This window comes from Alsobacter sp., assembly GCF_059501845.1.
The window spans coordinates 815,697-840,016 of the sequence record NZ_JCACDK010000001.1; the positions used below are offsets into that span (position 1 = coordinate 815,697).

At 68.8% G+C, this 24,320-nt stretch carries 20 protein-coding genes; 14 read left to right on the forward strand and 6 right to left on the reverse strand.

All coding sequences use genetic code 11. The annotated features are described in order from the left end of the window. Window positions 1–8: 8 nt before the first annotated feature. Genes AC5JCN_RS03800 through AC5JCN_RS03815 form a run of 4 tightly spaced genes read left to right on the forward strand, consistent with a single transcriptional unit; the run spans window position 9 to window position 4,429 of the window. Window positions 9–1,142 carry an ABC transporter permease gene (locus tag AC5JCN_RS03800; RefSeq protein WP_495753668.1) on the forward strand — a complete coding sequence of 378 codons (1,134 nt, stop codon included), beginning with the start codon at window positions 9–11 and terminating at the stop codon, window positions 1,140–1,142. 5 nt (window positions 1,143–1,147) lie between these two features. Then, entirely contained in the window at window positions 1,148–1,966 is an 819-nt protein-coding gene (locus AC5JCN_RS03805) for an ABC transporter ATP-binding protein (RefSeq protein WP_495753742.1), read from the forward strand. 4 nt (window positions 1,967–1,970) lie between these two features. Further along, window positions 1,971–3,716, forward strand: a complete 1,746-nt coding sequence (locus tag AC5JCN_RS03810) for an MlaD family protein (RefSeq protein ID WP_495753669.1) — start codon at window positions 1,971–1,973, stop codon at window positions 3,714–3,716. Beyond that, entirely contained in the window at window positions 3,713–4,429 is a 717-nt protein-coding gene (locus AC5JCN_RS03815) for an ABC-type transport auxiliary lipoprotein family protein (protein WP_495753670.1), read from the forward strand. Before AC5JCN_RS03810 ends, AC5JCN_RS03815 begins: the two co-directional genes overlap by 4 nt. Window positions 4,430–4,639: 210 nt before the next feature. On the opposite strand, the gene AC5JCN_RS03820 is transcribed toward AC5JCN_RS03815, so the two are convergent. Then, entirely contained in the window at window positions 4,640–11,002 is a 6,363-nt protein-coding gene (locus AC5JCN_RS03820) for an apolipoprotein A-IV repeat region-like domain-containing protein (RefSeq protein WP_495753671.1), read from the reverse strand. 400 nt (window positions 11,003–11,402) lie between these two features. On the opposite strand from AC5JCN_RS03820, the gene AC5JCN_RS03825 reads away from it, so the two are divergent. The 4 genes from AC5JCN_RS03825 (at window position 11,403) to AC5JCN_RS03840 (ending at window position 13,926) form a co-directional block, all read left to right on the forward strand. Next, window positions 11,403–11,771, forward strand: coding sequence for an Hpt domain-containing protein (locus AC5JCN_RS03825; RefSeq protein ID WP_495753672.1), 369 nt, complete (start codon window positions 11,403–11,405; stop codon window positions 11,769–11,771). A gap of 82 nt (window positions 11,772–11,853) precedes the next feature. Beyond that, window positions 11,854–12,174 (forward strand): 2Fe-2S iron-sulfur cluster-binding protein, encoded by a 321-nt coding sequence (locus tag AC5JCN_RS03830; RefSeq protein WP_495753673.1) that lies wholly within the window; start codon window positions 11,854–11,856, stop codon window positions 12,172–12,174. 177 nt (window positions 12,175–12,351) lie between these two features. Further along, window positions 12,352–13,392 (forward strand): NAD(P)/FAD-dependent oxidoreductase, encoded by a 1,041-nt coding sequence (locus AC5JCN_RS03835; protein WP_495753674.1) that lies wholly within the window; start codon window positions 12,352–12,354, stop codon window positions 13,390–13,392. A gap of 90 nt (window positions 13,393–13,482) precedes the next feature. Beyond that, entirely contained in the window at window positions 13,483–13,926 is a 444-nt protein-coding gene (locus AC5JCN_RS03840; protein WP_495753675.1) for a universal stress protein, read from the forward strand. Window positions 13,927–13,965: 39 nt separating this feature from the next. Here AC5JCN_RS03840 and AC5JCN_RS03845 read toward each other — a convergent pair whose 3' ends face one another. The 4 genes from AC5JCN_RS03845 to AC5JCN_RS03860 all read right to left on the reverse strand — a co-directional run bounded on the left by AC5JCN_RS03845 (window position 13,966) and on the right by AC5JCN_RS03860 (window position 16,836). Next, window positions 13,966–14,484 carry a hypothetical protein gene (locus tag AC5JCN_RS03845; protein ID WP_495753676.1) on the reverse strand — a complete coding sequence of 173 codons (519 nt, stop codon included), beginning with the start codon at window positions 14,482–14,484 and terminating at the stop codon, window positions 13,966–13,968. A 44-nt stretch (window positions 14,485–14,528) separates the two neighbouring features. Further along, complete coding sequence (locus AC5JCN_RS03850; protein ID WP_495753677.1) at window positions 14,529–15,710, reverse strand: vWA domain-containing protein; 1,182 nt, start codon at window positions 15,708–15,710, stop codon at window positions 14,529–14,531. 54 nt (window positions 15,711–15,764) lie between these two features. Then, on the reverse strand, window positions 15,765–16,070 hold the full coding sequence (locus tag AC5JCN_RS03855; RefSeq protein ID WP_495753678.1) for a hypothetical protein: 306 nt from the start codon (window positions 16,068–16,070) through the stop codon (window positions 15,765–15,767). A 70-nt stretch (window positions 16,071–16,140) separates the two neighbouring features. After that, window positions 16,141–16,836: a hypothetical protein gene (locus AC5JCN_RS03860; protein WP_495753679.1), complete on the reverse strand. Its 696-nt coding sequence runs from the start codon at window positions 16,834–16,836 to the stop codon at window positions 16,141–16,143. 139 nt (window positions 16,837–16,975) lie between these two features. On the opposite strand from AC5JCN_RS03860, the gene AC5JCN_RS03865 reads away from it, so the two are divergent. The 3 genes from AC5JCN_RS03865 (at window position 16,976) to AC5JCN_RS03875 (ending at window position 19,775) form a co-directional block, all read left to right on the forward strand. Further along, on the forward strand, window positions 16,976–18,295 hold the full coding sequence (locus tag AC5JCN_RS03865) for a TIGR03862 family flavoprotein (protein WP_495753743.1): 1,320 nt from the start codon (window positions 16,976–16,978) through the stop codon (window positions 18,293–18,295). Between the two features lie 74 nt (window positions 18,296–18,369). Then, window positions 18,370–19,209, forward strand: coding sequence for an AAA family ATPase (locus AC5JCN_RS03870; RefSeq protein WP_495753744.1), 840 nt, complete (start codon window positions 18,370–18,372; stop codon window positions 19,207–19,209). Between the two features lie 53 nt (window positions 19,210–19,262). Beyond that, the gene (locus AC5JCN_RS03875) at window positions 19,263–19,775 is read left to right on the forward strand and encodes a SixA phosphatase family protein (RefSeq protein ID WP_495753680.1); all 513 of its coding nucleotides are present in this window, start codon (window positions 19,263–19,265) and stop codon (window positions 19,773–19,775) included. A gap of 2 nt (window positions 19,776–19,777) precedes the next feature. On the opposite strand, the gene AC5JCN_RS03880 is transcribed toward AC5JCN_RS03875, so the two are convergent. Then, window positions 19,778–20,047 carry an antitoxin gene (locus AC5JCN_RS03880; protein WP_495753681.1) on the reverse strand — a complete coding sequence of 90 codons (270 nt, stop codon included), beginning with the start codon at window positions 20,045–20,047 and terminating at the stop codon, window positions 19,778–19,780. Window positions 20,048–20,128: 81 nt separating this feature from the next. Here AC5JCN_RS03880 and AC5JCN_RS03885 point away from each other — a divergent pair, with 81 nt between their 5' ends. The 3 genes from AC5JCN_RS03885 (at window position 20,129) to AC5JCN_RS03895 (ending at window position 24,139) form a co-directional block, all read left to right on the forward strand. After that, window positions 20,129–21,583 carry a YcjX family GTP-binding protein gene (locus AC5JCN_RS03885; RefSeq protein WP_495753682.1) on the forward strand — a complete coding sequence of 485 codons (1,455 nt, stop codon included), beginning with the start codon at window positions 20,129–20,131 and terminating at the stop codon, window positions 21,581–21,583. Further along, window positions 21,580–22,629 carry a YcjF family protein gene (locus tag AC5JCN_RS03890; RefSeq protein ID WP_495753683.1) on the forward strand — a complete coding sequence of 350 codons (1,050 nt, stop codon included), beginning with the start codon at window positions 21,580–21,582 and terminating at the stop codon, window positions 22,627–22,629. The genes AC5JCN_RS03885 and AC5JCN_RS03890 overlap by 4 nt, the downstream gene beginning before the upstream one ends. A gap of 145 nt (window positions 22,630–22,774) precedes the next feature. Then, on the forward strand, window positions 22,775–24,139 hold the full coding sequence (locus AC5JCN_RS03895) for a flagellar hook protein FlgE (protein WP_495753684.1): 1,365 nt from the start codon (window positions 22,775–22,777) through the stop codon (window positions 24,137–24,139). The last annotated feature ends 181 nt before the right edge of the window (window positions 24,140–24,320 follow it).

The window sequence follows — 24,320 nt, forward strand, 5'->3', positions numbered from 1 at the left end:
AACACCGCATGGACCCGAGACCGGAGTTTGCGATCGAGCGGCACGGGTCCGACGCCCACGTCATCCTGACCGGGGAGTGGACGTCCCGCGACGCCGAGCGCGTTGAGGCAGAGGCTGCCCGCCTGCCTGAGGAAGCCAAGGGCTATTCGCGCGTGTGGCTTGACATGTCCGGCATTCACCGGCTGGACACGATGGGCGCCTGGGTGCTCGACCGAACGCGCCACGACCTCGAGACCGCCGGTATTCCTGCCCAGTATCACGGGCTGTCGGAAGCCCAGCAGATCCTGCTGCGCGAGACGGCGTGGCATGATCTGGACGGCGGGACGCCTCGCCGGCGCTCGCCGGTCGTCGACATGCTCGCCGATGTCGGTTCGACAGTGGTGGGCGCAGGCAGGGACGTCGGTGGCGGCGTCAGCTTCCTCGGCGCCGTCGTTGCCGCGCTCGGGCGGGTGATCCTCAACCCCCGGCGCTTCCGGTTCACCTCCCTGGTGTTCCAGCTGGAGCAGGTGGGCCTGCGCAGCGTGCCCATCATCTGCCTGATCTCGTTCCTGGTCGGCTGCATCGTCGCCCAGCAGACCATCTTCCAGCTCCGCCGGTTCGGGGCGACGGCCTTCGTCGTCGACCTCATCGGCATCCTCACCCTGCGTGAACTCGGCGTGCTGCTGACCTCGATCATGGTCGCGGGCCGCTCCGGCTCCGCCTTCACGGCCGAAATCGGCTCGATGAAAATGCGCGAGGAAATCGACGCCCTGCGGGTGATGGGCCTCGATCCCATCGAGGTGCTGGTGGTACCGCGCATCCTCGCGCTCATGATCGCGCTGCCGATGCTGACCTTTCTCGCCGACCTCGCCGGCATCTTCGGTGGCGGGCTGGTGTCCTGGATCTACGGCAGCATCAGCCAGGACGTGTTCCTGGAAAGGCTGCGTGCCTCCATCGGGATGAACACGTTTCTCGTCGGGCTCATCAAGGCGCCGTTCATGGCGCTCGTCGTCGGCCTCATCGCCTGCGTCGAGGGTCTCGCCGTCGAGGGCTCGGCCGAGTCGCTGGGACGGCAGGTCACATCGTCGGTGGTGAAGTCGATCTTCATGGTGATTGTCGTGGACGGCATGTTCGCCATGTTCTTCGCGGCGATCCGGTACTGATGGCGATGGCAGGCAACGGAACGACCAACGGCAAGGACGCGGCGAACGGCCGGGAGGCCATTATCTCGGTGCGGGGGCTCGTCGTCAGCTTTGGTGGCGGCCGGCCCGTGATGAACGGGCTCGACATCGACATTTACCGCGGCGAGATCCTGGGCTTCGTCGGTGCCTCGGGGGCGGGCAAGTCGGTCCTCACCCGCACCATCCTGGGCCTCGTGCGCAAGCAGGCAGGCACCATCAAGGTCTTCGGCGAGGACATGGACGAGATGACGCCGGTACGGCGGCAGCAGATCGAGCGGCGCTGGGGCGTTCTGTTCCAGCAGGGGGCATTGTTCTCCTCGCTCAGCGTGCGACAGAACGTGCAGGTGCCCATGCGCGAGTACCTCAAGTTGTCGCAACGGCTGATGGACGAACTCGCCATCCTGAAGCTCGAGATGGTGGGGTTGAAACCCGACGTTGCGGAGAAAAACCCCTCGGAGCTCTCGGGCGGCATGATCAAGCGCGTGGCGCTTGCCCGTGCGCTAGCGCTCGATCCCGAGATCGTCTTCCTCGACGAGCCCACATCGGGACTTGATCCGATCGGTGCGCAGGACTTCGACGAGTTGATTTCGACGCTGCAGAAGACTTTGGGGCTCACGGTTTTCATGGTAACGCACGACTTGGGCAGTCTCTATTCTGTCTGCGATCGAATCGCCGCGCTGGGCCAGGGGCGGGTCATAGCGGCCGGCCCGATCGAAACCATGCTCGCCTCCGACGACCCCTGGCTCCGCTCCTATTTCCACGGGAAGCGGGCCGAGGCGCTCGTCGGTTCCGAGCAGCAGCGGTGAAGGCATGGAAACGCGCGCCAACTACGCCCTGATCGGCCTCTTCACCCTCGCGGTACTCGCCGCCGGGTTCGGATTCGTCCTCTGGTTTTCCGGGAAGGATGCAGGCGCCAAGCTCAACCAGTACCGGATCGTCTTCAACGGCTCGGTTTCCGGCCTCTCGCGGGGCAGCTCGGTGCTTTACAACGGCCTGCGCGTCGGCGAGGTCGTGTCGATCCAGCTCATGCCCGAGGATCCCAGCAAGGTGGTGGCGCGCGTCGACGTGGACGCCACCACGCCGGTCAACGTGGACACCAAGGCGCGCCTCGAGTTCCAGGGCCTGACCGGCGTCGCCTCGATCCAGCTGTCGGGCGGCAAGCCGGGCAGTCAGCCGCTCACGGCGTCGAATGGCCAGCCACCGGTGATCGTGGCCGACCGGTCTGACTTTCAGGATTTGCTGGAAAGCGTGCAGAGCCTGTCGCGCAAGGCCGACGACGTGCTGGGGCAGGCCAGCAAGCTCTTTGCCGACAACACGGACTCCATCAACCGGACCGCGAAGAACATCGAGCAGTTCTCTGGAGCGCTGGCGTCGAACTCCGACGGCGTGTCGAAATTCCTGTCCTCGACGGGCACGGCTGCCGACCGCATCGCCGAACTGTCGGTTGACCTGCGCAAGCTCTCCGACAACGTCGACCAGGTCGTGAAGGCCATCAAGCCGGAGGACGTCAGCCAGATCGTCTCGAACGTGAAGGACGTGACGCAGTCCGTGGCTGAGGACAGGGAGCAGATCAACGCGGCCCTGCGGGATGCCGCCTCCCTGATGTCGCGCCTCAACGAGAGCTCGGGCAAGCTTGACGGGGCCATCGCCGACGCGAGCAGCGCATTGAAGAGCGTCAACAACGCCCTCAAGGACGTCGACGGCGCCAAGGTGGCGCGCACCGTGGACAATATCGACCGCTTCTCGACGGCGCTCGGCAACAATGCCGACCGCTTCGACCAAGCCGTCAAGGACGCGACCGAATTCGCAGGCAAGTTGAACAAGGCGTCCGACCGCGTCGACGGAGTCCTCGCCGGCGCCGACACCGCGCTGAAGACCGTCAATGATGCGCTCAAGGGCGTCGACGGCGCCAAGGTGGCCCGGACGGTCGACAACATCGACAGGTTCTCCACGGCACTCGCCGACAATTCGGCCCGTTTCGACAGCGTGCTGAAGAATGCCGACGAGCTGACCGCGAAGCTGAACAAGGCCTCCGATCGCGTTGACACCGTGCTGGCCGACGCCAGCGGTGCGCTGAAGTCGGTGAACAACACCCTCAAGGAGGTCGACGGCTCCAAGGTGGCGCGGACGGTGGAGAACATCGACAAGTTCACTACCGCGCTCGGCGCCAATACGGGCCGCATCGACCAGGTGTTCCGCGACGCGGCCGAGATCTCGGGCAAGCTGAACGGCACGGCGGACAAGCTCGACACGCTGATTGCCAGCGCCCAGAACGTCATCGGCAACAACGAGACACAGGGCACCCTGAACGAGATCTCGGAGGCCGCGAAATCCGTTCGCCGCCTCGCCGACAATCTCGACAAGCGCACGGCCGAGATCACCGCCGGCTTGAACAAGGCGACCGGGCCGGCACTGCGCGACGTCGAATCCTTCGCCACGGACGGCAAGCGCACGCTGAACGAGCTCAACCGCACGCTGCGCAGCTTCCAGAGCAATCCACAGCAGCTCCTCTTCGGGAGCAAGCCGTCCATCCCCGAATACAGCGGAACGCGATGAGAGCCCTGACCTCGCACGCCGCCGGAGCGGCCTTCCCGTCGGCCTGGCCCCGCAGGGCAGGGGGCCTGTTTGTCGGGGCTCTCTTACTGGGGCTTGCCGCCTGCAGCGGCAGCGCGCCGCCGACCACCTTCGACCTCACTGCGCCGGCCGGCGCGGTCCGCCAGAGCCCCGGCGCACGCCAGCTCGTGGTGGCCGAGCCGACGGCGCTGCAGGCGCTGGACAGCGACCGCATCGTCGTGCGTGGCGCTGACGGGACGATCTCGTTCCTGCCCGGCGCGCAATGGTCGGACCGGCTGCCGCGGCTGATGCAGAACCGACTGATCGAAAGCTTCGAGAATACCGGCCGCGCTGTGTCGCGTGCGGGTGGCAGCGTTTCGGGGGATGCGGGGCTTGTCTGGGACGTGCGCTTCTTCGGCGTCGACACGACCGGCCCGGCGCAGGCGCGGGTGGAGGTGTCCGTGCGGCTCGTCGATGCCACATCCGGCCGCATCGCCCGCGCGAGGGTCTTCCGGGGCGCAGAGCCGCTCGGTGCTGTCGACGGCAAGTCGGCGGCGACGGCGCTGGACCAGGTGAGCGGCCGCGTCTTTGCCGAGATCGTGCGCTGGTCCGCCGGCCCGGTCTCGGCCCCCGCGCCGGTTCCCGCCGCTCCGGCCGCTCCACCGCCGGACGGCCGCGCCGAGGCCCCTGCCGAGAAGCCCGCCGGAACGCTGTAGCGCCCGAGGACGCCGCGGCGCTCGCCCCGCCATCTTTCGACATTGCTCTCGCGGGTTTCCCCGTGAGCGGATCGAAGGCGTGATGACCAGCTTGAAATTTTAGGACGGCGCTGCGGCAGCTTGCCTGAGAGCAGATGAGCCCTTGTCCCGGCCGGCGGAAGAAGGGCTCGTGCTGGCGTCCAGGTTGCCGCGAGGAGGCGCGGCTAGCGGTTACTCGAACCGGCCGCTGGCGTGGGCGAGGATCGTATAGACCTTGCCCTCGTCGGAGGTGAGGATCGAGCGCTGCAGGGCGGCGCCTCGGTCGTTCGGAGAGACCTCGCGCAGGAGTTCCTCGAACTTGTCGACATAGGCGTCGACCGTGTCGCGGAAGTCGGTGTCGCGGCGGTAGCGGCGGCGGAATTCGTCGAACCGCTCCTGGCCCTGCGGCGTGTAGAGCCGCCGGCTGAACACGTCGCGCTCGCCGCGCATGTAGCGGTCCCACACATCCACCGCCGCGTCGTGGTCCACCATGCGGGCGATGTCGGTGGACAGGCTGCCGAGCGAGTCCTCTGCCGCAGGAGAGTTCGCCGGAGCGGCCGGAGCTTCGGGCCGGCGGGCCTCGGGAGCAGGCTTCTTCGGCTCGTCGTCGTCCCGTGAGGCACGGGCCAGCAGCTCGGAGAGCCAGCCGCCCTTGCCGGTCGGGGCAGGCTCACGTGCTGCGGGAGCCTCGGGGGCGGGCCGCTGCGCTGCCGGAGCCGCCGGCGGCGGAGCCGGAGGTTCGCGGCGCTGGGGCTGCGCCGGAGGAGCCGGCGGAGGCGGGGGCGGCGTCACCAGAACGGTCGGGCGCACCGGCGCGGCGGGGCGCGGCGGCGGGGCGACGGGGGCTGGCGGCTCCGGCGCACGGGCGCGGGGAGCCTCGGCCGCGGGACGCACGGCCGGGGCAGGGGGCGCAGGCGGCACGTCGGCCACCGCCGCGGCGGCCCGGCGCGGCGCCTCGTCGGCCCCGGCGCGGGCGATGTCCAGGCCGCGGTCGGAGCGCGCGGCCAGCGCCGAGAGCTCGTTCAGGGCCTTGATCTGGTCGGCCACGACACGGCGCATGGCAGCGGTCGATTCCTGCGTCTCGCGGGGCAGTTCCATGATTCCGCGGCGCAGTTCCGAGCGTGTGTCGTCGAGCTCCTGCTGGATCTGCGAGGCGAGCCCGCGCATCTCTTCCGTGGTCTGGCGGAAGCGGTCCGTCGCGCCGGCGAGCGCACGGCCCATGTCGGACATCGCCTCCTCATAGGCCGAGCGCAACGTGGCTGCGGCACGCTCGCGCTCCTGCGCCGTGGAGGTGCGCAGGCGGTCGAACTGCTCGTCCAACGCATCCGTGCCGGCCTGGGAGGCCTGCGCGATGACACCGCCGATGTCCCGGGCCCGGGTCTCCGCGGCGCGCAGGCTGTCCTCGACGAGCGAGGTGAAGGAGCGGGTGATCGACTGGACGTCGTCGGTCTTCGTGGCAATCGCCTCCAGCATCCCGTCGAGCGCGGAACGCCGCTCCTCGAGGGTGGAAGCAACGCGCTTTTCGACGTCGTCGAGGAGACGCGTGGCACGCAGCAGGGCACCGGCATGGGCCTGCGTGGCTTCCGCGACGGAGCGGCCCTGGGTGTCGAGCTTTTCGAAGAGCTCGGCCGCCTCGCGCAGCGCGCCGTCGGAAATGGCCCGCAGGGCCTCGACCTGGTCTGTCGCCCGGACCGCCGTCGTGTTGGTCTCGTGGGCGACGGTGGACAGCAGCTCCTGCAGCGAAGCGAGACGCTGGCCGAACTCGCCTTCGAGGGCTCCCAGGCTCTGGCCCGCGCCGGCGACGAGGTTTTCGAGCTGCCGGTTGGCGCGCGAGACGCGGTCGAGCGTGTCGCCCATCTCGCCCTTCAGGCGCTCGCTCGCGGCGCCCAGTGCCTCGATCGAGCGTGTGACGCCGCCCTCGATGGTCTCGTGCAGCGTGGCTGCGGAGCCGTCGAGCGTGGTCGCCAGCATGCGGCTGCGGTCCCGCAGCATGTCCAAGATTGCAGTGCTGCGGCCGTCCAGGTTGCGCAGCACGGCGTCGCCGACACCCGCGATCTCCCGGGCCGAATCCTCGGCCACGGCCGCGATGCGTTCGGCCGCCTCGTTGCCGCGGCTCGACACGGTCTCGACGATGGACGTGCCCTGCTCGTCGAAGAGCGAGCGCAGGGCGTCCGCCTGGGAGCTGAACACCTGCGTGAACGTCTGTGTGCCCGTCGCGAAGCGCTCGGCTGCTTCCGCAGTCCGCCGCACGATCTCGTCCACGATCCGCGGGGCGCGCTCCCCGAAGAGACCGGCAAGCGTTCCGCTGTGGCGCTCGAACTCCTGCGTGAAGACGCGCGTCTCGGTGGCGATGCGGTCCGCCTGCTCGGACGCGCGGTTGCCGAGTTCCGCGACGAGCCGGGAGCCGCGCTCGTCGAACAGCGAGACGAGTTCCGCCGACTGGCGGTCGAGGGCCTGGCGGAACACCTCGGTGCCGGTCTCCATGCGGCTCGACACGTCCGTCGTGCGCTGCTCGAGCTCGCCCAGGAAGGCGAGGCTGCGCTCGCCGAACAGGCTGGCGAGCTCGGCGGACTGGCGTTCGAACCTCGTGTTGAAGTCGCGCGTGGTGATGGCGAGGCGGTCGGCGATGCCGGCCGTCCTCTGCTCGACAGCCCCGAGCAGGGTGGCGCCATGCTCGCCGAACGTGTCGGCCAGCATCGCGGCCTGGCGCTCCAGGCGGTCGACAAACTGCTGGGTCGTCGTGTCGATCTTCTCGGCAGCAGCCTCACCTGTCTGGCCGATGCTGCGAACCAGCTGCTGGCCGCGCTCGTCGAAGAGGCGCGAGAGCGAGTTGGAATTGTCCCCGAAGGCCGCGGCGACGGCATCCACGCCGGCCCCGAGCGTCTGGCTGAGCGTTCCCGTCGAGGACGTGAACAGCGTGGACAGTTCTCCCGTCCGCAGCGACAGGGCGGCGGCGACCGACTGGGCACCGTCCGCCAGCGTGTCGTTGAGGGAGCGTGCGCGCTCGTCCAGCGTCGCGGAGACGCTGTCGAGACGGTTCACAACCCGCTCCTCGAAGCGGGTCACGCGGCCGTCGAGCGTCTCGGCGATCGCTGCGGCCTGGTTGCCGAGCGTGGCGTTGATGTCCTCGGCCTTGGAGGAGAGCAGGGACGCCGCATTCTCGGCGCGGCCGGTGATCGACTGCTCGAACTCGGCGATCCGCGTCTCCAGCGCGCCGGAGATCGAACGGCCGCCGCTGCCGAGCGCTTCGGCCAGCTCCAGCGTCCGGCTCGCCAGCGTCTCGGTGAGCAGCCGGGCGCGCGCGTCCAGCCCCTGGTCGATGCGCACGAAGATCGAGTCGAGCGTCTTGGCGACCTGCTCGCCGGACTTGAGCGAGCGCACCTCGAAACCGCGGATATGATCCTCGACGGCCTCGGCTGCGGCGCGGGCCTGCTCGCCGATCTTGTCGGCGAGCGCCTCGCCGTTCTCGCCGAGCAGCGTCTGCAGCTGCCCGAGCCGTGCCTCGACCGCGTTGGTGAAGGCGCGCGTGTCCACGGCGATGCGGTCGACCAGGGCGCCACCGCGGTCGAGCACTGCTTCCTCGAAGGCTTCCAGGCGCGCCGTGAGCGAGGTGGTGAGATCCGCACCCTTGCCCAGAACCTTGCTTTCGAACCCGTCCATGGCACCGGTCAGGGCCACTTCGAGATCCGCGGTGCGGGCACCGAAGGTGGAGGAGAACGCTTCCGCGCGGGTGGCGAGGGTGTCTTCCAGCCGGCGTGAGAGGCCGTCCACGAGCCCGGCGATTTCACCGGCGCGGGCGCCAAGCGCGGAATCGATGGTGGCCGCGCGCTCATCGAGCGCGCCGACGAGCGTCTGCGAGCGGGTCTCGACGATGTCGCCGAAGCGTCCCATGCGCGCCTCGATGGCGGCCGCCGCGGCTTCAGCGCGCCGATCCAGCGTCTGCTCGAACAGACCCGTGCGCTCGTCGAGCGTGCCGGCCAGCAGCTTCGCGCTGCCTTCGACGATCTCGCCGATGCGGCCGACACGGTTCTCGATGGCCTCGGCGGTGGTGCGGGCGCGCTCGTCGAGTGTCTTTTCGAGACGGCTCGTGCGTTCGCCCATGGCGAGGTCGATTGCGTCGGTCCGCTCGGACAGGATGGCGTGAAGGCGGGCCGTCCGCTCGTCCAGGGCCGCTTCGATGATGCCTGCCGTGGAGGCGAGAGTGTCGCCCAGCTGGGCCGAGCGGGTTTCAAGGGCCGTCTGGATGGCCGCGGCGCGGGCGCCCAGAGTCGTGTCGATCACGTCGGCATGGCGGGTCAGCGCCAGCTCGAGGTCTCCCGTGCGCTGCGACAGAGCCGTCTCGACGAACCCCGCATGGTTTTCCAGCGCGCGCTGGATGGCGCCTGAATTGCCGCCCAGCAGGCTCTCCATCCGCTGCGTGTGCTGCTCTAGCGTCTCGCCGAGATGGCCGGAGCGCTGGCCGATCACGTCGGCGATGCGGGTCGTGCGGGATTCGAGAAGGGCTTCGAACTCCTTGATGCGGTCGAGGAAGCCTTGTTCCAGGCGTCCGCCGCCGGAGTGCAGGGTATCCTCCAGGCTCGCAAGCCGGGTGGCGAGCGAACGGTCGAGTTCGGCGCCGCGGCCGAGCACGGACTGCTCGAAGGCGGCGATGGTCTCGGCCACCGTCCGGGTGAGTTCCGCGCCACGGCCGGCAACCGCCTCGGCGAGCCGGTCTGCACTGCCCGTCAGGGTCTCGTGGACGCGCGACGCCTCGTTCGACAAAACGGCGACGGCATCGCGAACGGCGGTGGAGAAGGAGGACTTCACATCCTCGTTGTGGGCGGCGAAGGCGGTCTGCACCTCGGCCGTGCGCGACGCGAGCAGCTCGGCCACCTCGCGCGCGCCCATCTCGAAGGTCGAGCGTGCGCCCTCGACGCGGGTGTCGAGAATGGTGCCGATTCGGGTGGCCGCACCCTCCAGGCCGCGCTCCAGCTCGGCGTTGCGGGTCGCGACGCTCTCCTCGAGTTTTGAGCCGGCCTCCTCGAGGCGGGCCGTCAGGCTCTCGCCATGGTTGGTGATGGTGTCGGCAATGCGCGAGCCCGTGGTCTCGATGCGGGACGCGACCTCCTCGCCGCGCGTGCCGAGGTCGGCAACGAGCCTCTCGCCGGTCGTGCGCAGCGTGTCGTTGACTTCGATGGCGCGGGTGGCGATGGCCTCGGCCACCCCGGCTCCGGTCTCCGTGATCACGCGCGTGACGCGCTCCGAGCCTTCGTTGAGGCTGCGGGTCAGCACCTCGCTGGTCTGCTTCAGCGTCTCGCTGACATGCGCGCCGCGGCCGGCGATCTCGTCGGCGAGGCGTGCGCCTGTACCGGTCAGAAGCTCGGTGATCTCCCGCGCCTTGTCGCCCATCGTCTCGGTGACGGTGACACTCGCGTGGGAAAGGCGGCCGCTGATGTCGTCGCTCGTCGCTCCGAGGCGGTTGATGAGGTCACCGCCGCGGGTGGCGATCTCCTCGATCATATTGTCGCCGGTGCGCGAGAGGGCGCCGGTGATCTCCTCGGCCTTGGCGCCGAGCGTCTGGGTGACGCGCACCCCGGCCTCGCTCACCGCATCGGCGATGCGGCCGGAAGCGGAATTCAGGTCTTCGCGCAAGCTCTCGTGCGAGCTGGAGATGGACAGGCGGACGCGTTCGGCATTGGCGAGGATCGCCTCGCGCTGCGTCACGAGTTCGTCGATGAGGGCGCGGATGCGAATCTCGTTCTCGCCGTACGCCCGTTCGAGCGTGGCGATCTCGGAGTGCACCAGGGTTTCCAGCTCGCCGGCGCGGGCCACGGCGCGCTCGATGCCGTCGCCCATGGCCGCGACTTCGCGGCGGATGGCCTGCGACAGGCTGAGCACAGCGCCCGAGCCGACGTCCTCCGGTTCCGCCAGCCGCAGGGCGACCTGGGTCATGGAGCGGGCGACGAGGCGCATTTCCTGCGCGCGTGTGTAGAGGAGCGCGAGGACGAAGAAGAGGACCACCGGGCCGAACGCCGCAAAAGCGAGCAGGCCGGCCTCCGGCGTCAGCAGCAGCGTGGAAAGAGAGTCTCCGCCGGCCACTGTCTCGCCCCAGCGGGACCACGCATACGCTCCGACGGCGCCGAGCCAGGCGAGCGAAGCGATGAAGGCGAGAACGTTTGGCATGCGCGACGGGCGCACCTGCAGGGTTTGCAGGATCTCGCCGACCGCGCGGCGGTCGTCATTGGCGGGCCTGCCCGGGGAGGGACGGCGCGGCTCCGGTGCCTGCGGCTGGGCCGAGGGCAGCGGCTCGCCCGAGACGCGCACGGAGCGCTCGCGTGAACGCGGCGCGGCGGCGGGGCTCGCAACTTCGGCCCTGGCCTCCGCGAACAGCGGGGAGTCGTCGACTTCCGGCAGGCGCGGCGTCGCGGCCGGTGCCGATGACGAAGGGCCTATCGGCTCCATTGGGGCCGATGGCGGCCGCGTCTCGGGCGTGCGATCGCTGCCGAGATTCAGGGCCTCCTCGATGGCCGACAACGCCGCTTCCGCGGGATCGGTAATCTTGGACTGGGTCGCCATCGTACGCCTCGCATCGGTACGCGTTACTCGGGTCCGCCGTCGGTCGGAATCGCACATCCGCGTTACGGATGTTGAAAGAATCCGGCCGGGGCCTCCGGCGGGAGAGCCGCGGGGCAAGTTAACCAAAATTCAGTGTAAACAAGGGTGAACCCCTTGGGAACCCACGCATCCTCCGCTTTCTCAAACGTCGTTAACGCCTTTTTCACCATGTCGCGTAACGGCTTGGTAACCCTTCCCCGAGCGCGTGCCGGACATGCGCCGGAGGGAAGCCCTTCCTCGACGAACGGCTGATAGCGTGTGTGCACTGCAACCACGAAGGTGCCTCATTCGCACGGTCTCGTTCTTGCAGACGGGATCGCTGGCGAAAGTTGCGAAATTGATCATGAGAGGGCCCGGCGCCGTGTCTGCACCCGAAGAACGGTCGGAAATCCTTGATCTCGCGCATCTTTCCCGCCAGACGATGGGGGACGAAGAGGTTCAGCGCGAGGTCGCTGGCCTGTTCATGGACCAGACCGCCTCGGTGCTGAAGGTGTTGCGGGAAGCGGCGCATGCTCCGCAGCGCGTTGATGCGGCGCACCAGCTGAAGGGATCCGCTCGCGCCGTCGGGGCCTGGCGGGTAGCCGCCGCGGCCGAGATCGTCGAACGGCTGGGGCCCGATGCATCGGACGACCAGCTGATGGAAGCCATGGCCGGGCTGCACGCCAGCGTGGCCGAGGCACGCGCAGCGATTGCCGCCATCATAGGCACTCCGGCAGCCGGCAGCCTCTAGGCCGGCGGCCCTCGCCAAGGCGCGGTCTCTGTCCTAAGTAAGGCGCCGGCCCTGCAAGCGGCCGGTTTCAAGCGGGCGACCCATGACCACCATCACTTTCGTCGACTACCAGGGTACGGCGCGGACCGTCGAGGCCGAGAACGGCTCGACGGTGATGGAAAATGCCGTCCGCAACTCCATTCCGGGGATCGAGGCTGAGTGCGGCGGCGCCTGCGCCTGCGCCACCTGCCACGTCTATGTCGCCGAGGAATGGCGCCAGAAGGTCGGCGAGCCCTCGCAGATGGAAGAGGACATGCTCGACTTCGCGTACGACATCCGCCCGAACTCGCGCCTGTCCTGCCAGATCAGGGTGAAGCAGGAGTTGGACGGACTTGTGGTTCACACGCCCGAGCGCCAGGCCTGACGGAAACCACGTTCACACAAAACACGGGACCAGACGGGAATATTATCTATTTCCCCGTCTGCAATGTTGATATAGGAAGCTGGCTCTCCGGCGGACCATCCGGTGGGGTGCGACCCTCGTCGACTTGCGTCCTCTGGCCTCCTCGGGCAGAGAGAGCCGGGCCCTTGGACACAGACCATGACCGAAACAATCCGCACTGACGTCGTCATCATCGGGGCAGGGCCGGTGGGCCTTTTTGCCGTGTTCGAGCTCGGCCTCCTCGACATCAAGGCCCATCTCATCGACATCCTGCCGAAGATCGGCGGGCAGTGTGCGGAGCTCTATCCGGAAAAGCCGATCTACGACATTCCCGGCTTTCCCATCGTCAACGGGATGGAGCTCATCGACAATCTGATGAAGCAGATCGAGCCGTTCCATCCGACGTTCCATCTTTCGCAGATGGTGACGGGCGTGGAGAGCCTCGGGACGCCGAACGCGCCGGCGTTCCGCGTGACGACCGACGCCGAGACGGTCTTCGAGTGCAAGGTGGTGATCGTGGCCGCGGGCGGCGGGTCGTTCCAGCCGAAGAAGCCGCCGATCGCAGGCATCGAGGCCTATGAGGAGCACAGCGTCCACTACGCCGTGCGCAAGATGGAGCAGTTCCGCGGCCGCAAGATCCTCATCGTCGGGGGAGGTGACAGCGCGCTGGACTGGACGCTGAACCTGCAGCCCCTCGCCGACCGGGTGACGCTGCTGCATCGCCGCGACGACTTCCGTGCCGCCCCCCATAGCGTCGAGCAGATGCGCAAGCTGGTCGCCGACGGCGCCATGGACCTTCGCATCGGCCAGGTCACTGGCCTGGAGGGAGCCGACGGGCACCTGTCCGGAGTGCAGTGCAAGGGCAATGACGGCGCTGCGTTCCATGTCGACTGCGATGCCATGCTGCCCTTCTTCGGGCTGACGATGAAGCTGGGTCCGATCGCGGATTGGGGGCTCAACCTGAACGAGAACCTTATCCCCGTAGACACGGAAAAGTTTGAGACTTCCACGCCCGGCATCTTCGCCGTGGGCGATATCAACCACTATCCCGGCAAGCTCAAGCTCATCCTGTCCGGCTTTCACGAGGGCGCCCTGGCGGCGCAGCGGGTCCACCGGTACGTGTACCCGGAGAAGAAACTCCTCTTCCAGTACACGACGTCGTCGACCAACCTGCAAAAGAAGCTCGGCGTGGCCGTCTGAGCGCGCGGTCGGCGCCGGGCTTGACGTGGCGCAACGCCGTTGCGCCGCGCCGGGCCTAGCGTCCGGTACGCACCGTTCAGGAGAGCCTCCATGTTCAAGACGATCCTCGTCCCCATCGATCTCGCCGAGATGGACGTGTCCCGCCCCGCCCTCGACAAGGCAGTCGCGCTGGCGAAGCAGAGCGAGGCCAGGCTCGGGCTGGTCTATGTCCGGTCCATCCTCCCCGTCACCTTCATGGAATACGTGCCGCCCAGCTTCGACGAGGAGCAGCAGGCCGATGCCGAGAAAGAGTTGAAGGACCTGGCCGCCGGGATCGGCCTGCCCGCCGACCGCGTCTCGACCAGCGTCCGCATGGGGTCGATCTACAACGAGGTCCTCGCCGAGCAGAAGAAGATCGGCGCCGACCTCATCGTGGTCGGCTCGCACCGGCCCGGCATGGCGACCTATCTGCTGGGCTCCAACGCCTCCACCATCGTGCGGCATGCCGAGTGCTCGGTGCTCGTCGTGCGCCTGCCGACGTCGCCCAAGGCCTGAGACGAGGGCCAAGTCTGGACCGCAGCGGCCGACACCGGCCTAGGCCTCCGGCAGGACTCCCTGGGGGGCGGCAAGGGGATCGAACGAACCCGGGCGGTTGCGGGCCAGCAGGGCGTGGGTCTGCCACGTGAAGGCGGCGAGCAGGAGGGTGGTCAGCAGCGCAGCTGTCCAGGTTCCCCGCCACGCGGCGACGGCGATCGCTGCGGCGAGGCCCAGCCCCGCGGCGAGCCCGAACAGCAGGATCGCCGCCCAGCGGACGGGATGCGCTCCGCGCGACAGGACGACGGCCGGGTTCGCCGCCTTCACGCGCGACACGAGATCGAGCACGAACGCCCGGTACTCGCCGTCCCGCCGCCCCGCGAGGCCCCAGCCGCTCCAGGTCAGATTCTCGACCGTGAGCGTCCTGCGCCCGGCGGCGATCCTCGCCCTGTAGGCGCCGCCGGCCGTGTTGGTGGGCCGGTAAGTCAGCGCGACTGCGCGGACCTCGGCGTAGGGGATGCGCTCCGTCCGCCCGGCGCGCTCGACGCGCAGCGCCCCCGGCTCCAGCGCGAGGGTCACCTCGCCGGAGAGCGGCTTGGGGCGGACCGTGTAGGCGTGCTCGCTCAGCGCGCCAGCTCCTTCATCGCGCCTTCCAGGCCGGCGAGGGTGAGGGGAAACATGCGCCCGCCCATCAGCTGGCGAACGAGGCCGATGGAGAAGGTGTAGCCCCACTGGCCCTCTGGCACGGGGTTGATCCAGGCGCACCGGGGAAACCGCTGTGTGACGCGTTCCAGCCAGGCCTGGCCGGCCTCCTCGTTCCAGTGTTCGACCGATCCGCCGGGATGTGTGATCTCGTACGGGCTCATCGAGGCGTCCCCGACGAAGACCACCCGGTAGTCCGGTGGGTAGGTGCGGAGCACGTCGAGGGTCGGGGTGACCGCGTCCCGGCGCCGCCGGTTTTCCTTCCAGACGCCCTCGTAGAGGCAGTTGTGGAAGTAGAACCACTCCATGTGCTTGAACTCGGCCCGGGCTGCGGAAAAGAGCTGCTCGACCTGGCCGACATGCCAGTCCATCGACCCGCCGATGTCGAAGAAGAGCAGCACCTTGACGGCATTCCGCCGCTCGGGGCGCATCTGCACGTCGAGCCATCCATGGCTGGCGGTCTCGTGCACGGTGGCGTCCAGATCGAGCTCGTCGGCTGCGCCGGTGCGGGCGAAGCGGCGAAGGCGGCGGAGCGCCAGCTTGATGGCTCGGGTTCCGAGTTCGACGCCGTCGTCGAGGTCGCGGAATTCGCGCCGGTCCCAGACTTTCACGGCACGGGAGTTGCGGCCCTTCTCCTGGCCGATGCGGATGCCTTCCGGGTTCGTTCCATACGCGCCGAAGGGGGAGGTTCCGGCCGTGCCGATCCACTTGCTTCCGCCCTGGTGCCGGCCCTGTTGCTCGGCGAGGCGCTGGCGCAGGGTTTCCCATAGCTTGTCCCAGCCCAGCTTCTCGAGCGCGTCCCGTTCCTCGGCGCTCAGCACGCGCTCGGCAAGCTTGCGCAGCCATTCTTCCGGGATTGCGGCCGTCACGGCGTCGCTGTCTGAAGCGGGCGAGAGTATGCCCTTGAAGACCTGGGCGAAGACACGGTCGAACTTGTCGAGGTTCTGCTCGTCCTTGACGAGGCAGACGCGGGCGAGGTGGTAGAAGCCGTCCACCGACATATCGGCGACCTGCCTGTCCACCCCTTCGAGGAGCGTCAGGTACTCGCGCAGGGTAACCGGGATCCGCGCCTGGCGGAGCTCGGCGAAAAACGACAGGAACATCGGGGCAGGGTGACGGGCCGGCGCGGCGCGGTCAACGCGTGAGCGGCGGCCGGCTCAGCGCTTTCCCGCGTCGTCGATGACGCGGTACTCGACGTCGATGACACCGTCGGGTGCCGCCTGCCGCCGTTGCTGCTGCGACTGCGCCACGATGTCCGCCATCATGCGCCGCAGGCGCCAGCGTGCGATCAGCAACGCACCGATCGCCACGGGGGCGAGAAGAAGCGCGAGCCCGGCGCCCAGGACCAGGACGACCAGGCCAATGAACGCCGCGCCGACCGCGCCGAGGCCGATGGCCCAGCCGGGCACGGTGGTCACGCGGACCCCGCTGGCACTGCGATCGACGATGCTGGCGCGAAACATTGCAATCTCCCTCACGGGATCAGGTGGCACCGGACCCTGGCGAATTCAAGTCAGGTGCCACCCTTGTCACCTATTGCGGGGGCCAGATGACCCCGTTCCGGCCACCACCGTTCCGGCCGTCGCGCCCGCCGTTCCGGCCATCGCGTCCGCCCACGAGTCCGTCACGCCCGCCATTGCGGCCGTCACGGCCGCCGATCAGTCCATCGCGGCCGCCGATGCGGCCATCACGGCCGCCAACCAGTCCGTCCCGGCCACCGAAGCTGTAGTTCCGGCCGCCAACGCGTCCATCCCGGCCGCCAACGAGGCCGTCCCGCTCGCCGTAGCGCTGGTAGTTGCGGTTGCCGTAGTAGCGGTTTCCGTAGTTGCGATTTCCGTAGTAGCCGTTGCGATAGTTGTGGCGATATCCGTATCCATAGCCATAGGCCGGATAACCTCCGCCATAATAGGACGGCCCATAGTCGTCGTAGACCGGCGCCGGGTAGGCGTAGACGGGCGGATAATCATACACGACGACACGCCGGCCCTGGCGATAGACGACATGCCGCCGCTTCTTCTTGTGCACGGTTGCGTGCTTCTTCTTCTTGACGTGCTTCTTGGCGGCAACGGTATCGACCAGAGCGGGGGCGGCTTCCGTAACGCCGCGCGCCGCTCCGGCCGGGACGCCGGCCGCCGATGCAGCGCCCGTGCAGAGCGCCAGCGCCAGTCCGGCCAGCAGGGCAGGGCGGCTGAGGAACGCTAGCCACCCCCGGTTTTCGTTCACAGACATGGTGGTTCTCCTGAACCCATGGGTGGACGACAGCCACCTTTCCGGGAAGAATACGCACGACACGCGCGAAAGTTTGATCGAGGCACAATCCTCGCGGTGGCGCCTTGCCGCAGAGCGGCGGCCGGGCTACGTCGCCGGCATGGCCTCCGATCCGACCAGCGCCCCAGCCGCCCCGCCGCTCGTCGCCATCATCGGGGGCGGTCCCGCGGGGCTGATGGCGGCCGAGACGGTCGCGGCCGGAGCGGCCGCCGGCGCCCTGCGCGTGGTGGTCTACGACCACATGCCGAGCCTGGGCCGCAAGCTGCTGATGGCCGGACGTGGGGGCCTGAACCTCACCCATACCGAGCCGCTGGACGCGTTTCTGGGCCGTTACGGCGCAGCCGGCGAGGCGTTGGCCCCGTCCGTTCGGGAGTTCCCGCCCGGCGATCTCCGGGCCTGGTGCGAAGGTCTGGGGCAAGAGACGTTCGTCGGGTCCAGCGGGCGCGTCTTCCCCAGGGCCATGAAGGCCTCGCCCCTGTTGCGGGCGTGGCTGCGGCGCCTCGACGCGCTCGGCGTCGGCGTTTCGACCGGAGCGCGGTGGACGGGGTGGGATGACACAGGGGCGCTGCTGTTCCGGCACGCCGGCGGGGAAGAGCGCCGGATCGAGGCCGCAGCCTGTGTCCTCGCCCTGGGTGGCGCGAGCTGGCCGCGGCTGGGCTCCGACGGCGGCTGGACGGGCGTCATCGAGGGGTGCGGTGTACAGGTCACGCCGCTCGGGCCGTCGAACGTCGGCGTCGAGATCGCGTGGTCGCAGAGCTTCCGTGAGCGCTTCGCCGGCGAGCCATTGAAGCCGGCCGCCTTCACGCATGACGGCCGGCGCGTGCGCGGCGAGGCGGTGGTGACGGCCCAGGGGCTGGAGGGCGGGGCGATCTACGCCCTGTCGGCTGGCCTGCGCCGGGCCATCGAGCGGGGAGGGCCAGTCCGCCTCGATGTCGACCTGCGTCCCGACGCGACCCTGGAGCAGCTTGCCGCCCGCCTTGCCGTGATCCCGTCCCGCCATTCGCTGTCGACGGGGTTGCGCAAGGCGCTGAAGCTGTCGCCCGCCGCGATCGGCCTCCTGCGGGAGGACGGTTCCGCGCCGCCGCCGCGCGACCCCGGCGGGCTAGCGGCGCGCATCAAGGCCGTTGGCCTGCAGGTCACGGCCATGCGGCCGCTCGACCACGCCATCTCCACGGCGGGAGGGGTCGCACTCGCCGAGGTGGATCCACACTTCATGCTGCGCAAGCGGCCCGGCACCTTCGTCGCCGGAGAGATGCTGGACTGGGAGGCCCCGACCGGCGGCTACCTGCTGCAGGCCTGCTTCGCCACCGGCCGGGCGGCGGGTGAGGGCGTGTTGCGGTGGCTCGGGGCCGAAAGCCCTGCAGCGGACCACGCGTCTTCAGACGCACAGCCGGCCCGCGACGGACACCAGCGGGTCTGAAGACCCGCGCTCCGCGGCTTGCCGCGTTGCGCACGGGTGCCTAGTTTGCCCCTGTCGCCACCGCGGGACAGATGATGCGCTTTTCCGGCACGGATACCTACGTCGCCACAGACGACCTCGCCATCGCCGTGAACGCCGCCGTCGTTCTCGAACGGCCGCTGCTGGTGAAGGGAGAGCCCGGCACGGGCAAGACGGTGCTGGCCGAGGAGATCGCGCGCGGTCTCGGCGCTCCTCTTCTCACCTGGCATGTGAAGTCGACCACCAAGGCTGCCCAGGGCCTCTACGAGTACGACGCCGTATCTCGCCTCCGCGACAGCCAGCTCGGCGACCCCCGAGTGTCCGACATCGCCAACTACATCCGCAAGGGCAGGCTCTGGGAGGCCTTCGAGAGCCCGGAACGGCCGGTGCTGCTGATCGACGAGATCGACAAGGCCGACATAGAATTTCCCAACGATCTGCTGCTGGAACTCGACCGCATGGAGTTCCACGTCTACGAGACCGGCGAGACGGTCCGCGCGGCGAGGCGCCCCATCGTCATCATCACCTCAAACAATGAGAAAGAGCTGCCCGACGCCTTCCTGCGCCGCTGCTTCTTCCACTACATCCGCTTCCCCGACCAGGAGACGATGGAGCGCATCGTCGAGGTGCACTATCCCGGCATCAAGAAGCGGCTGGTGGCCGAGGCGCTGCGCCTCTTCTTCGAGGTGCGCGAGGTGCCCGGCCTCAAGAAGAAGCCCTCCACCTCCGAACTGCTCGACTGGCTGAAGCTGCTGATGGCCGAGGACATCGGCCCTGATATCCTGCGCGAGCGCGACGCAAGGAAGCTCATCCCGCCACTGCACGGGGCGCTGCTGAAGAACGAGCAGGACGTGCACCTGTTCGAGAAGCTGGCCTTCATGACGCGGCGGGGGTGAGGCTCCTCCAGCTTCCGGTTGCCCGCCTGCTGCGGGCGTCCTAGCCTGCCGCCATGAAGCGCCTCATCATCCTTCGCCACGCCAAGGCCATCCCGCATGGGGCGGCGCCCGATTTCGAGCGGACGCTGGCGCCGCGCGGCCTGTCCGATGCGCAGGCGGCGGGCAAGGAATTCGCCTCCGAGAACCTGCTTCCGGACGTGGTGCTGGTGTCCCCGGCGCGGCGGACGGCGCAGACCTGGGAGCAGGTGTCCGCCGCGCTGCCCGAAGCGGATGTCCGCATGGAGGAGGGGATCTACGAGGCCCCGGCCTCGCGCCTCCTGTCGCTGGTGCGCGCGCTGCCGCTGAAGCATCGCACCGCCATGCTCGTCGGCCACAATCCCGGGCTATCCGACCTCGCCCGCTCGCTGGTCGGCCACGGCGACCGCTACGCCTTCGCCCGGATGCGCGAGAAATTCCCGACCTCCGCCTTCGCCGTCATCGATTTTCCGGTGGAGGAGTGGGGCGACGTCGACCATGGCGGCGGCCGGCTCGACCGGTTCGTCTGCCCGGGCAAGGGGCCGGACTGAAGTCAGGGCACGGGCCCTAGCTCTCCCCGCTCTTGCGGCGGTTCGTCCTCGCGCTCGAATGCGGGCAAAGCGGCCATCAGCTTGAAAGCGCGGGCCAAGTTGGCCGGCTTCGGCCGAAGGATAATCTCCTCGCCCCGTCGCAGGATCTCGAACTCGTCGGCGTCGATTGAGAAGCCCTTGGGCAGGAGCACGAATTGTTCGGCTCCGATACGAACTACCTTCGCGGAATGCATGGTGTACCCCCCGGTAATGCCAGCATCATGCCGCTTCATGCCTGACTGTCCATCCGATCCCCTCGCAATCCTGGGCCGCCATGCTTAGATGCAGGCCCTTCCCGGAGCCCCGTTGCCGCGTTGCCTCCCATCTTCGACTTCGCCGACGACGCCCGCATCGCGGCCCGCTCGCTCGCCGACCAGATTGCCGGGTTCCGCCATCCGACCCTGCGTCTCGGCGTCACCGGCCTGTCCCGCTCGGGCAAGACGGTGTTCATCACCGCCCTTGTTCACGCGCTGATGCGCGGGGCTCGGCTGCCGGTGTTCCGGGCGTGGTCGGAGGGACGGATCCGGGGCTCGGTGCTGGAGCCGCAGCCCGACGATGCCGTGCCGCGCTTCGCCTATGAGGACCACCTCGCGGCGCTGACGGGGCCTGAGCGGCACTGGCCGGAATCGACGCGGCGGATCGCCGAATTGCGGCTGGTCCTGTCGTTCGAGAGCAAGAGCAGCTGGTTCTCTGGGCCGCGCACCCTGACGCTCGACATCGTCGACTATCCCGGCGAGTGGCTCCTCGACCTCGGCCTGCTCGACAAGTCCTACGCACAATGGTGTCGCGATGCGCTCTCGGCGGCGCGTCGCCCGGGGCGGGCAGCGGTCGCAGGTGAGTTTCTTGCTGCCGCGCATGCGCTCGATCCGGCGGGCAAGGCAGACGAGACGACCGCGCGTACCATCTCCGATCTGTTCAAGGCGTCGCTGGCGGCCGCGCGGGCCGAGCCGCTGTCATACTCGGCCCTGCCGCCCGGGCGGTTCCTGATGCCGGGGGATCTTGAAGGCTCGCCTGCGCTCACCTTCGCGCCGCTTGACCTTCCCGATGGCGCGGAGATCCGCTCCGGCAGCCTTGCCGCCATGATGGAGCGTCGCTACGACGCCTATCGCAGCCATGTCGTGAGGCCCTTCTTCCGGGAGCACTTCGCGCGGCTCGACCGGCAGATCGTGCTGGCGGACGTGCTGACGGCGCTGAATGCCGGGCCGGCAGCGGTGGCGGACCTCGAGACCGCGCTGGACGACGTGCTCTCGGCTTTCAGGACGGGCCGCAACTCGCTGATCGCCAGCCTGTTCCGGCCGCGGATCGACCGCGTTCTCTTCGCAGCCACGAAGGCCGACCACCTCCACCATACCAGCCACGACCGGCTCGAGGCGGTGCTGGGGCTCCTGGTCGAGCGGGCCCGCAACCGTGCGGCTGCGCTCGGCGCGACCGTCGACGTTGCAGCCCTCGCCTCGGTTCGCGCCACGCGGGAGGCCAATGTACGCGAGGGCAGGCGCCAGTTCGACGCCATCGTCGGCATTCCACTGCGCGGCGAGGTGATCGCGGGCGAGACTTTCGACGGCGAGACCGAAGCCGCGGTGTTTCCCGGCGAGCTGCCGTCCGATCCCGCCGTCGCGCTGGCCGAAGCCGGCAGCGAGGCGACGCGGCTGCGCTTCGTGCGCTTCCGCCCGCCGGTGGCGAGCCGCGGCGCGGACGGTACGCCGGGCGTCCTGCCTCACATCCGTCTCGACCGCGCCCTGGAATTCCTGCTTGGAGACCGCCTAGCATGAGCGAGGGCCCCCGCGTCTTCCGCCTCGACGATCCCTCTATCGAGGTTTCGCAGGCTTCGGTCCCCCTGCCCGAGGGCGTCCGTGCGCGCGTCAGCGTGACCGAAGCCGAAGACGTGTTCGAGGTGGATGCCGAGGCGCTCGACGCCCGCGACGCGCACAAGGCGGAGCTTTCGCTGGGGCGCCGGATCCTGGGCTGGGGCGGTGTTCTCGCGGGCTCGCTGTTCGGCCTGGTCCTGCTCTGGCTGGGCACCGCGCTGGAGAACTTCATTCTCGGTCTGCTGCAGGACCAGCCGATCCTCGGCGCCATCGCGATGGTGCTCGCTGCGCTGGCGGTGCTGGCGATGCTCGTGCTGGCAGGCCGAGAGATCCGCGCGATCCTGCGCGCCCGGGCCATCGCGGCGCTCAAGCAGCGCGCCGAGCTGGTGCTTGCCAGCGACGACCGGAAGGCGGGCAGGGCGGTCCTGGCCGAGCTGCATTCGCTCTATTCGGGCCGTCCGGATACCGCGCGGGCTCGCGCGCGGCTGGAGGAGACGACGTCCGACATTATTGACGGGGCCGACCTCGTCCGCCTTGCCGAGCGCGAGCTGATGCAGACGCTGGATCGCGAGGCGCGGGCCGCCGTCGCGGCGGCCGCCAAACGCGTCTCGGTGGTCACGGCCATTTCGCCGCGGGCCATTATCGACGTCGCCTTCGTTGCCGCACAGGCGATCCGGCTGATCCGCCGCATCTCGGAGATCTATGGCGGACGGCCCGGCTTCCTCGGATTCCTTAGGGTCCTGCGGGGCGTGGCGGCTCATCTCGCGGTGACGGGCGGCATGGCCGTCGGCGACAGCCTCGTGCAGCAGGTCCTGGGCCACGGCATTGCCGCGCGGCTCTCCGCCCGCTTGGGCGAGGGCGTCCTGAACGGCCTCCTGACGGCACGCGTGGGGATCTCGGCCATCGCGGTATGCCGTCCGCTGCCCTTTGTGGCCGAGCCCCAGCCCGGGCTGAAGGACGTGGCCGGGTTCCTCTTCGAGAAGGATAGCGCGGCAAAGATTTCCCGCTGACGCCCTGCAACTGGAGCTTCTTTCCGCAACTTACTGTTGTGTAAGCTGATTTTGCTGCTGAATTCGCTGGCACCGAGGTTGCTGCGCATCATCTGCCGAGGGGCGCCCAGGAGGGCGCCGCCGTCCAGAACAGACAGGTGCGCAGATGAGTATCTTCACGGCCATGGTGACGGCGGTCACCGGAATGAGGGCGCAGTCCTACGCGATCGAGAACATCTCGGACAACATCGCGAACTCCCAGACGAACGGCTACAAGCGGGTCGACACGAGCTTCATGGACATGGTGATGTCCGCGCCGCTCCGCATGCAGAGTGGCGGGTCCGTTTCGGCCTTCTCGCGCGGGACGCTGACCCTCTCCGGCTCGACCAGCAACTCGGGCGTCGGCACCAACTTCGCCCTGGATGGCAACGGCTTCGTCGCCGTTCGACGCGCCGTCGGCTCGTCCAATGGACGACCGGTGTTCGACGGCTCGACCCAGTTCACCCGGCGCGGCGACTTCGCCGTCGACCGGAACGGCTACCTCGTGAACGGAGCCGGCAATTACCTCATGGGCTATGCCATCGACCCGGCGACAGGCATCACCTCGACGGGTGCGCCCGAAGTCATGTCGATGAACGTCACCCAGCTCCCGGCCCGGGCGAGCACGCGCATGGCCTACCAGGCGACGCTGCCGGTCACCCCCGCCACCAGCAGCTACTCCAGCACCACGCCCAACTCGGATACCTGGGCGCTCGGGCGGGTTCCCGCTGGCGGGCCGTACACCGGCCCCAATGTGATCGCCGCCAACTCGGCGGAATCGGCGTCCTTCGCTCAGAACTCGATCTCCGGCCAGTCCGTTCGGCTCTACGACGGTGTCGGCACGCCGAAGGACGTCCAGGTTCGCTGGACCAAGCTCGAATCCGCCGCGGGCGGCAATACATGGGCGATGTATGTCGACAGCGCGCCTGCCGGCAGCGTCGCCGAGGCGCAATGGACGCGAGCGGCCACGGTCACCTTCGATGCCACAGGCAAGCTCACCGCGCCGCTCGCGCCTGTCGACATCAACATGGCGAGCCGCGGCCTTGGGACGATCTCGCTCGACCTCACGGGCGGGCGCGTGAATCAATACGCACTCGACAGCGGAACGGCGCGCGTCGGCGCGACGGAGCAGGACGGCTACGCCTCGGGCGACCTGACGGGAGTTGAGGTCAGTGAGGACGGCCGGGTGATGGCGCAGTTCTCCAACGGGCGCGCTCTCGCCGTCGGGCAGATCGCCACGGCCCAGTTCAACGCCCCGAACATGCTCAGGCGGGAAAGCGGCGGCACCTTCTCGGCAACCTCGGAATCCGGCGTGCCGCTCTACGGAGCCGCCGACGTGAGCTTCATCTCCGGGTCGCTGGAAGGCTCCAACACCGACGTGGCGGAGGAGTTCACGAAGCTCATCGTCTCGCAGCAGGCCTACTCGGCCAATACGAGGGTGATCAGCGCCGCGCAGCAGCTCCTGCAGGACACGATCAACATCATCCGCTGAGCCTGAGGCACAACTCAGGTGCGGCAATTTTTGCCCCTGCAACCGGAGGGACGGGCCGAATCTTCCGTCGCGGCATGATGAATCCTTTGTTTACTCATTGTTTTTGCTCAGAAATCTCTCTGGCACGGGCTTTGCGCCATCGTTGGCACGAAGCCACGCGGGTTGCCCTCAAGGACGGGGC

Bases quoted from the DNA above. Each gene is read 5' to 3' on its own strand.
- AC5JCN_RS03840 (WP_495753675.1), top strand. From the start codon at position 13,483: ATGTTCAAGACGATCCTCGTCCCCATCGATCTCGCCGAGATGGACGTG.
- AC5JCN_RS03890 (WP_495753683.1), top strand. From the start codon at position 21,580: ATGAGCGAGGGCCCCCGCGTCTTCCGCCTCGACGATCCCTCTATCGAG.
- AC5JCN_RS03810 (WP_495753669.1), top strand. From the start codon at position 1,971: ATGGAAACGCGCGCCAACTACGCCCTGATCGGCCTCTTCACCCTCGCG.
- AC5JCN_RS03835 (WP_495753674.1), top strand. From the start codon at position 12,352: ATGACCGAAACAATCCGCACTGACGTCGTCATCATCGGGGCAGGGCCG.
- AC5JCN_RS03855 (WP_495753678.1), bottom strand. From the start codon at position 16,070: ATGTTTCGCGCCAGCATCGTCGATCGCAGTGCCAGCGGGGTCCGCGTG.
- AC5JCN_RS03875 (WP_495753680.1), top strand. From the start codon at position 19,263: ATGAAGCGCCTCATCATCCTTCGCCACGCCAAGGCCATCCCGCATGGG.
- AC5JCN_RS03880 (WP_495753681.1), bottom strand. From the start codon at position 20,047: ATGAAGCGGCATGATGCTGGCATTACCGGGGGGTACACCATGCATTCC.
- AC5JCN_RS03820 (WP_495753671.1), bottom strand. From the start codon at position 11,002: ATGGCGACCCAGTCCAAGATTACCGATCCCGCGGAAGCGGCGTTGTCG.
- AC5JCN_RS03815 (WP_495753670.1), top strand. From the start codon at position 3,713: ATGAGAGCCCTGACCTCGCACGCCGCCGGAGCGGCCTTCCCGTCGGCC.
- AC5JCN_RS03805 (WP_495753742.1), top strand. From the start codon at position 1,148: ATGGCAGGCAACGGAACGACCAACGGCAAGGACGCGGCGAACGGCCGG.
- AC5JCN_RS03850 (WP_495753677.1), bottom strand. From the start codon at position 15,710: ATGTTCCTGTCGTTTTTCGCCGAGCTCCGCCAGGCGCGGATCCCGGTT.
- AC5JCN_RS03870 (WP_495753744.1), top strand. From the start codon at position 18,370: ATGCGCTTTTCCGGCACGGATACCTACGTCGCCACAGACGACCTCGCC.
- AC5JCN_RS03865 (WP_495753743.1), top strand. From the start codon at position 16,976: ATGGCCTCCGATCCGACCAGCGCCCCAGCCGCCCCGCCGCTCGTCGCC.
- AC5JCN_RS03800 (WP_495753668.1), top strand. From the start codon at position 9: ATGGACCCGAGACCGGAGTTTGCGATCGAGCGGCACGGGTCCGACGCC.
- AC5JCN_RS03895 (WP_495753684.1), top strand. From the start codon at position 22,775: ATGAGTATCTTCACGGCCATGGTGACGGCGGTCACCGGAATGAGGGCG.
- AC5JCN_RS03830 (WP_495753673.1), top strand. From the start codon at position 11,854: ATGACCACCATCACTTTCGTCGACTACCAGGGTACGGCGCGGACCGTC.
- AC5JCN_RS03860 (WP_495753679.1), bottom strand. From the start codon at position 16,836: ATGTCTGTGAACGAAAACCGGGGGTGGCTAGCGTTCCTCAGCCGCCCT.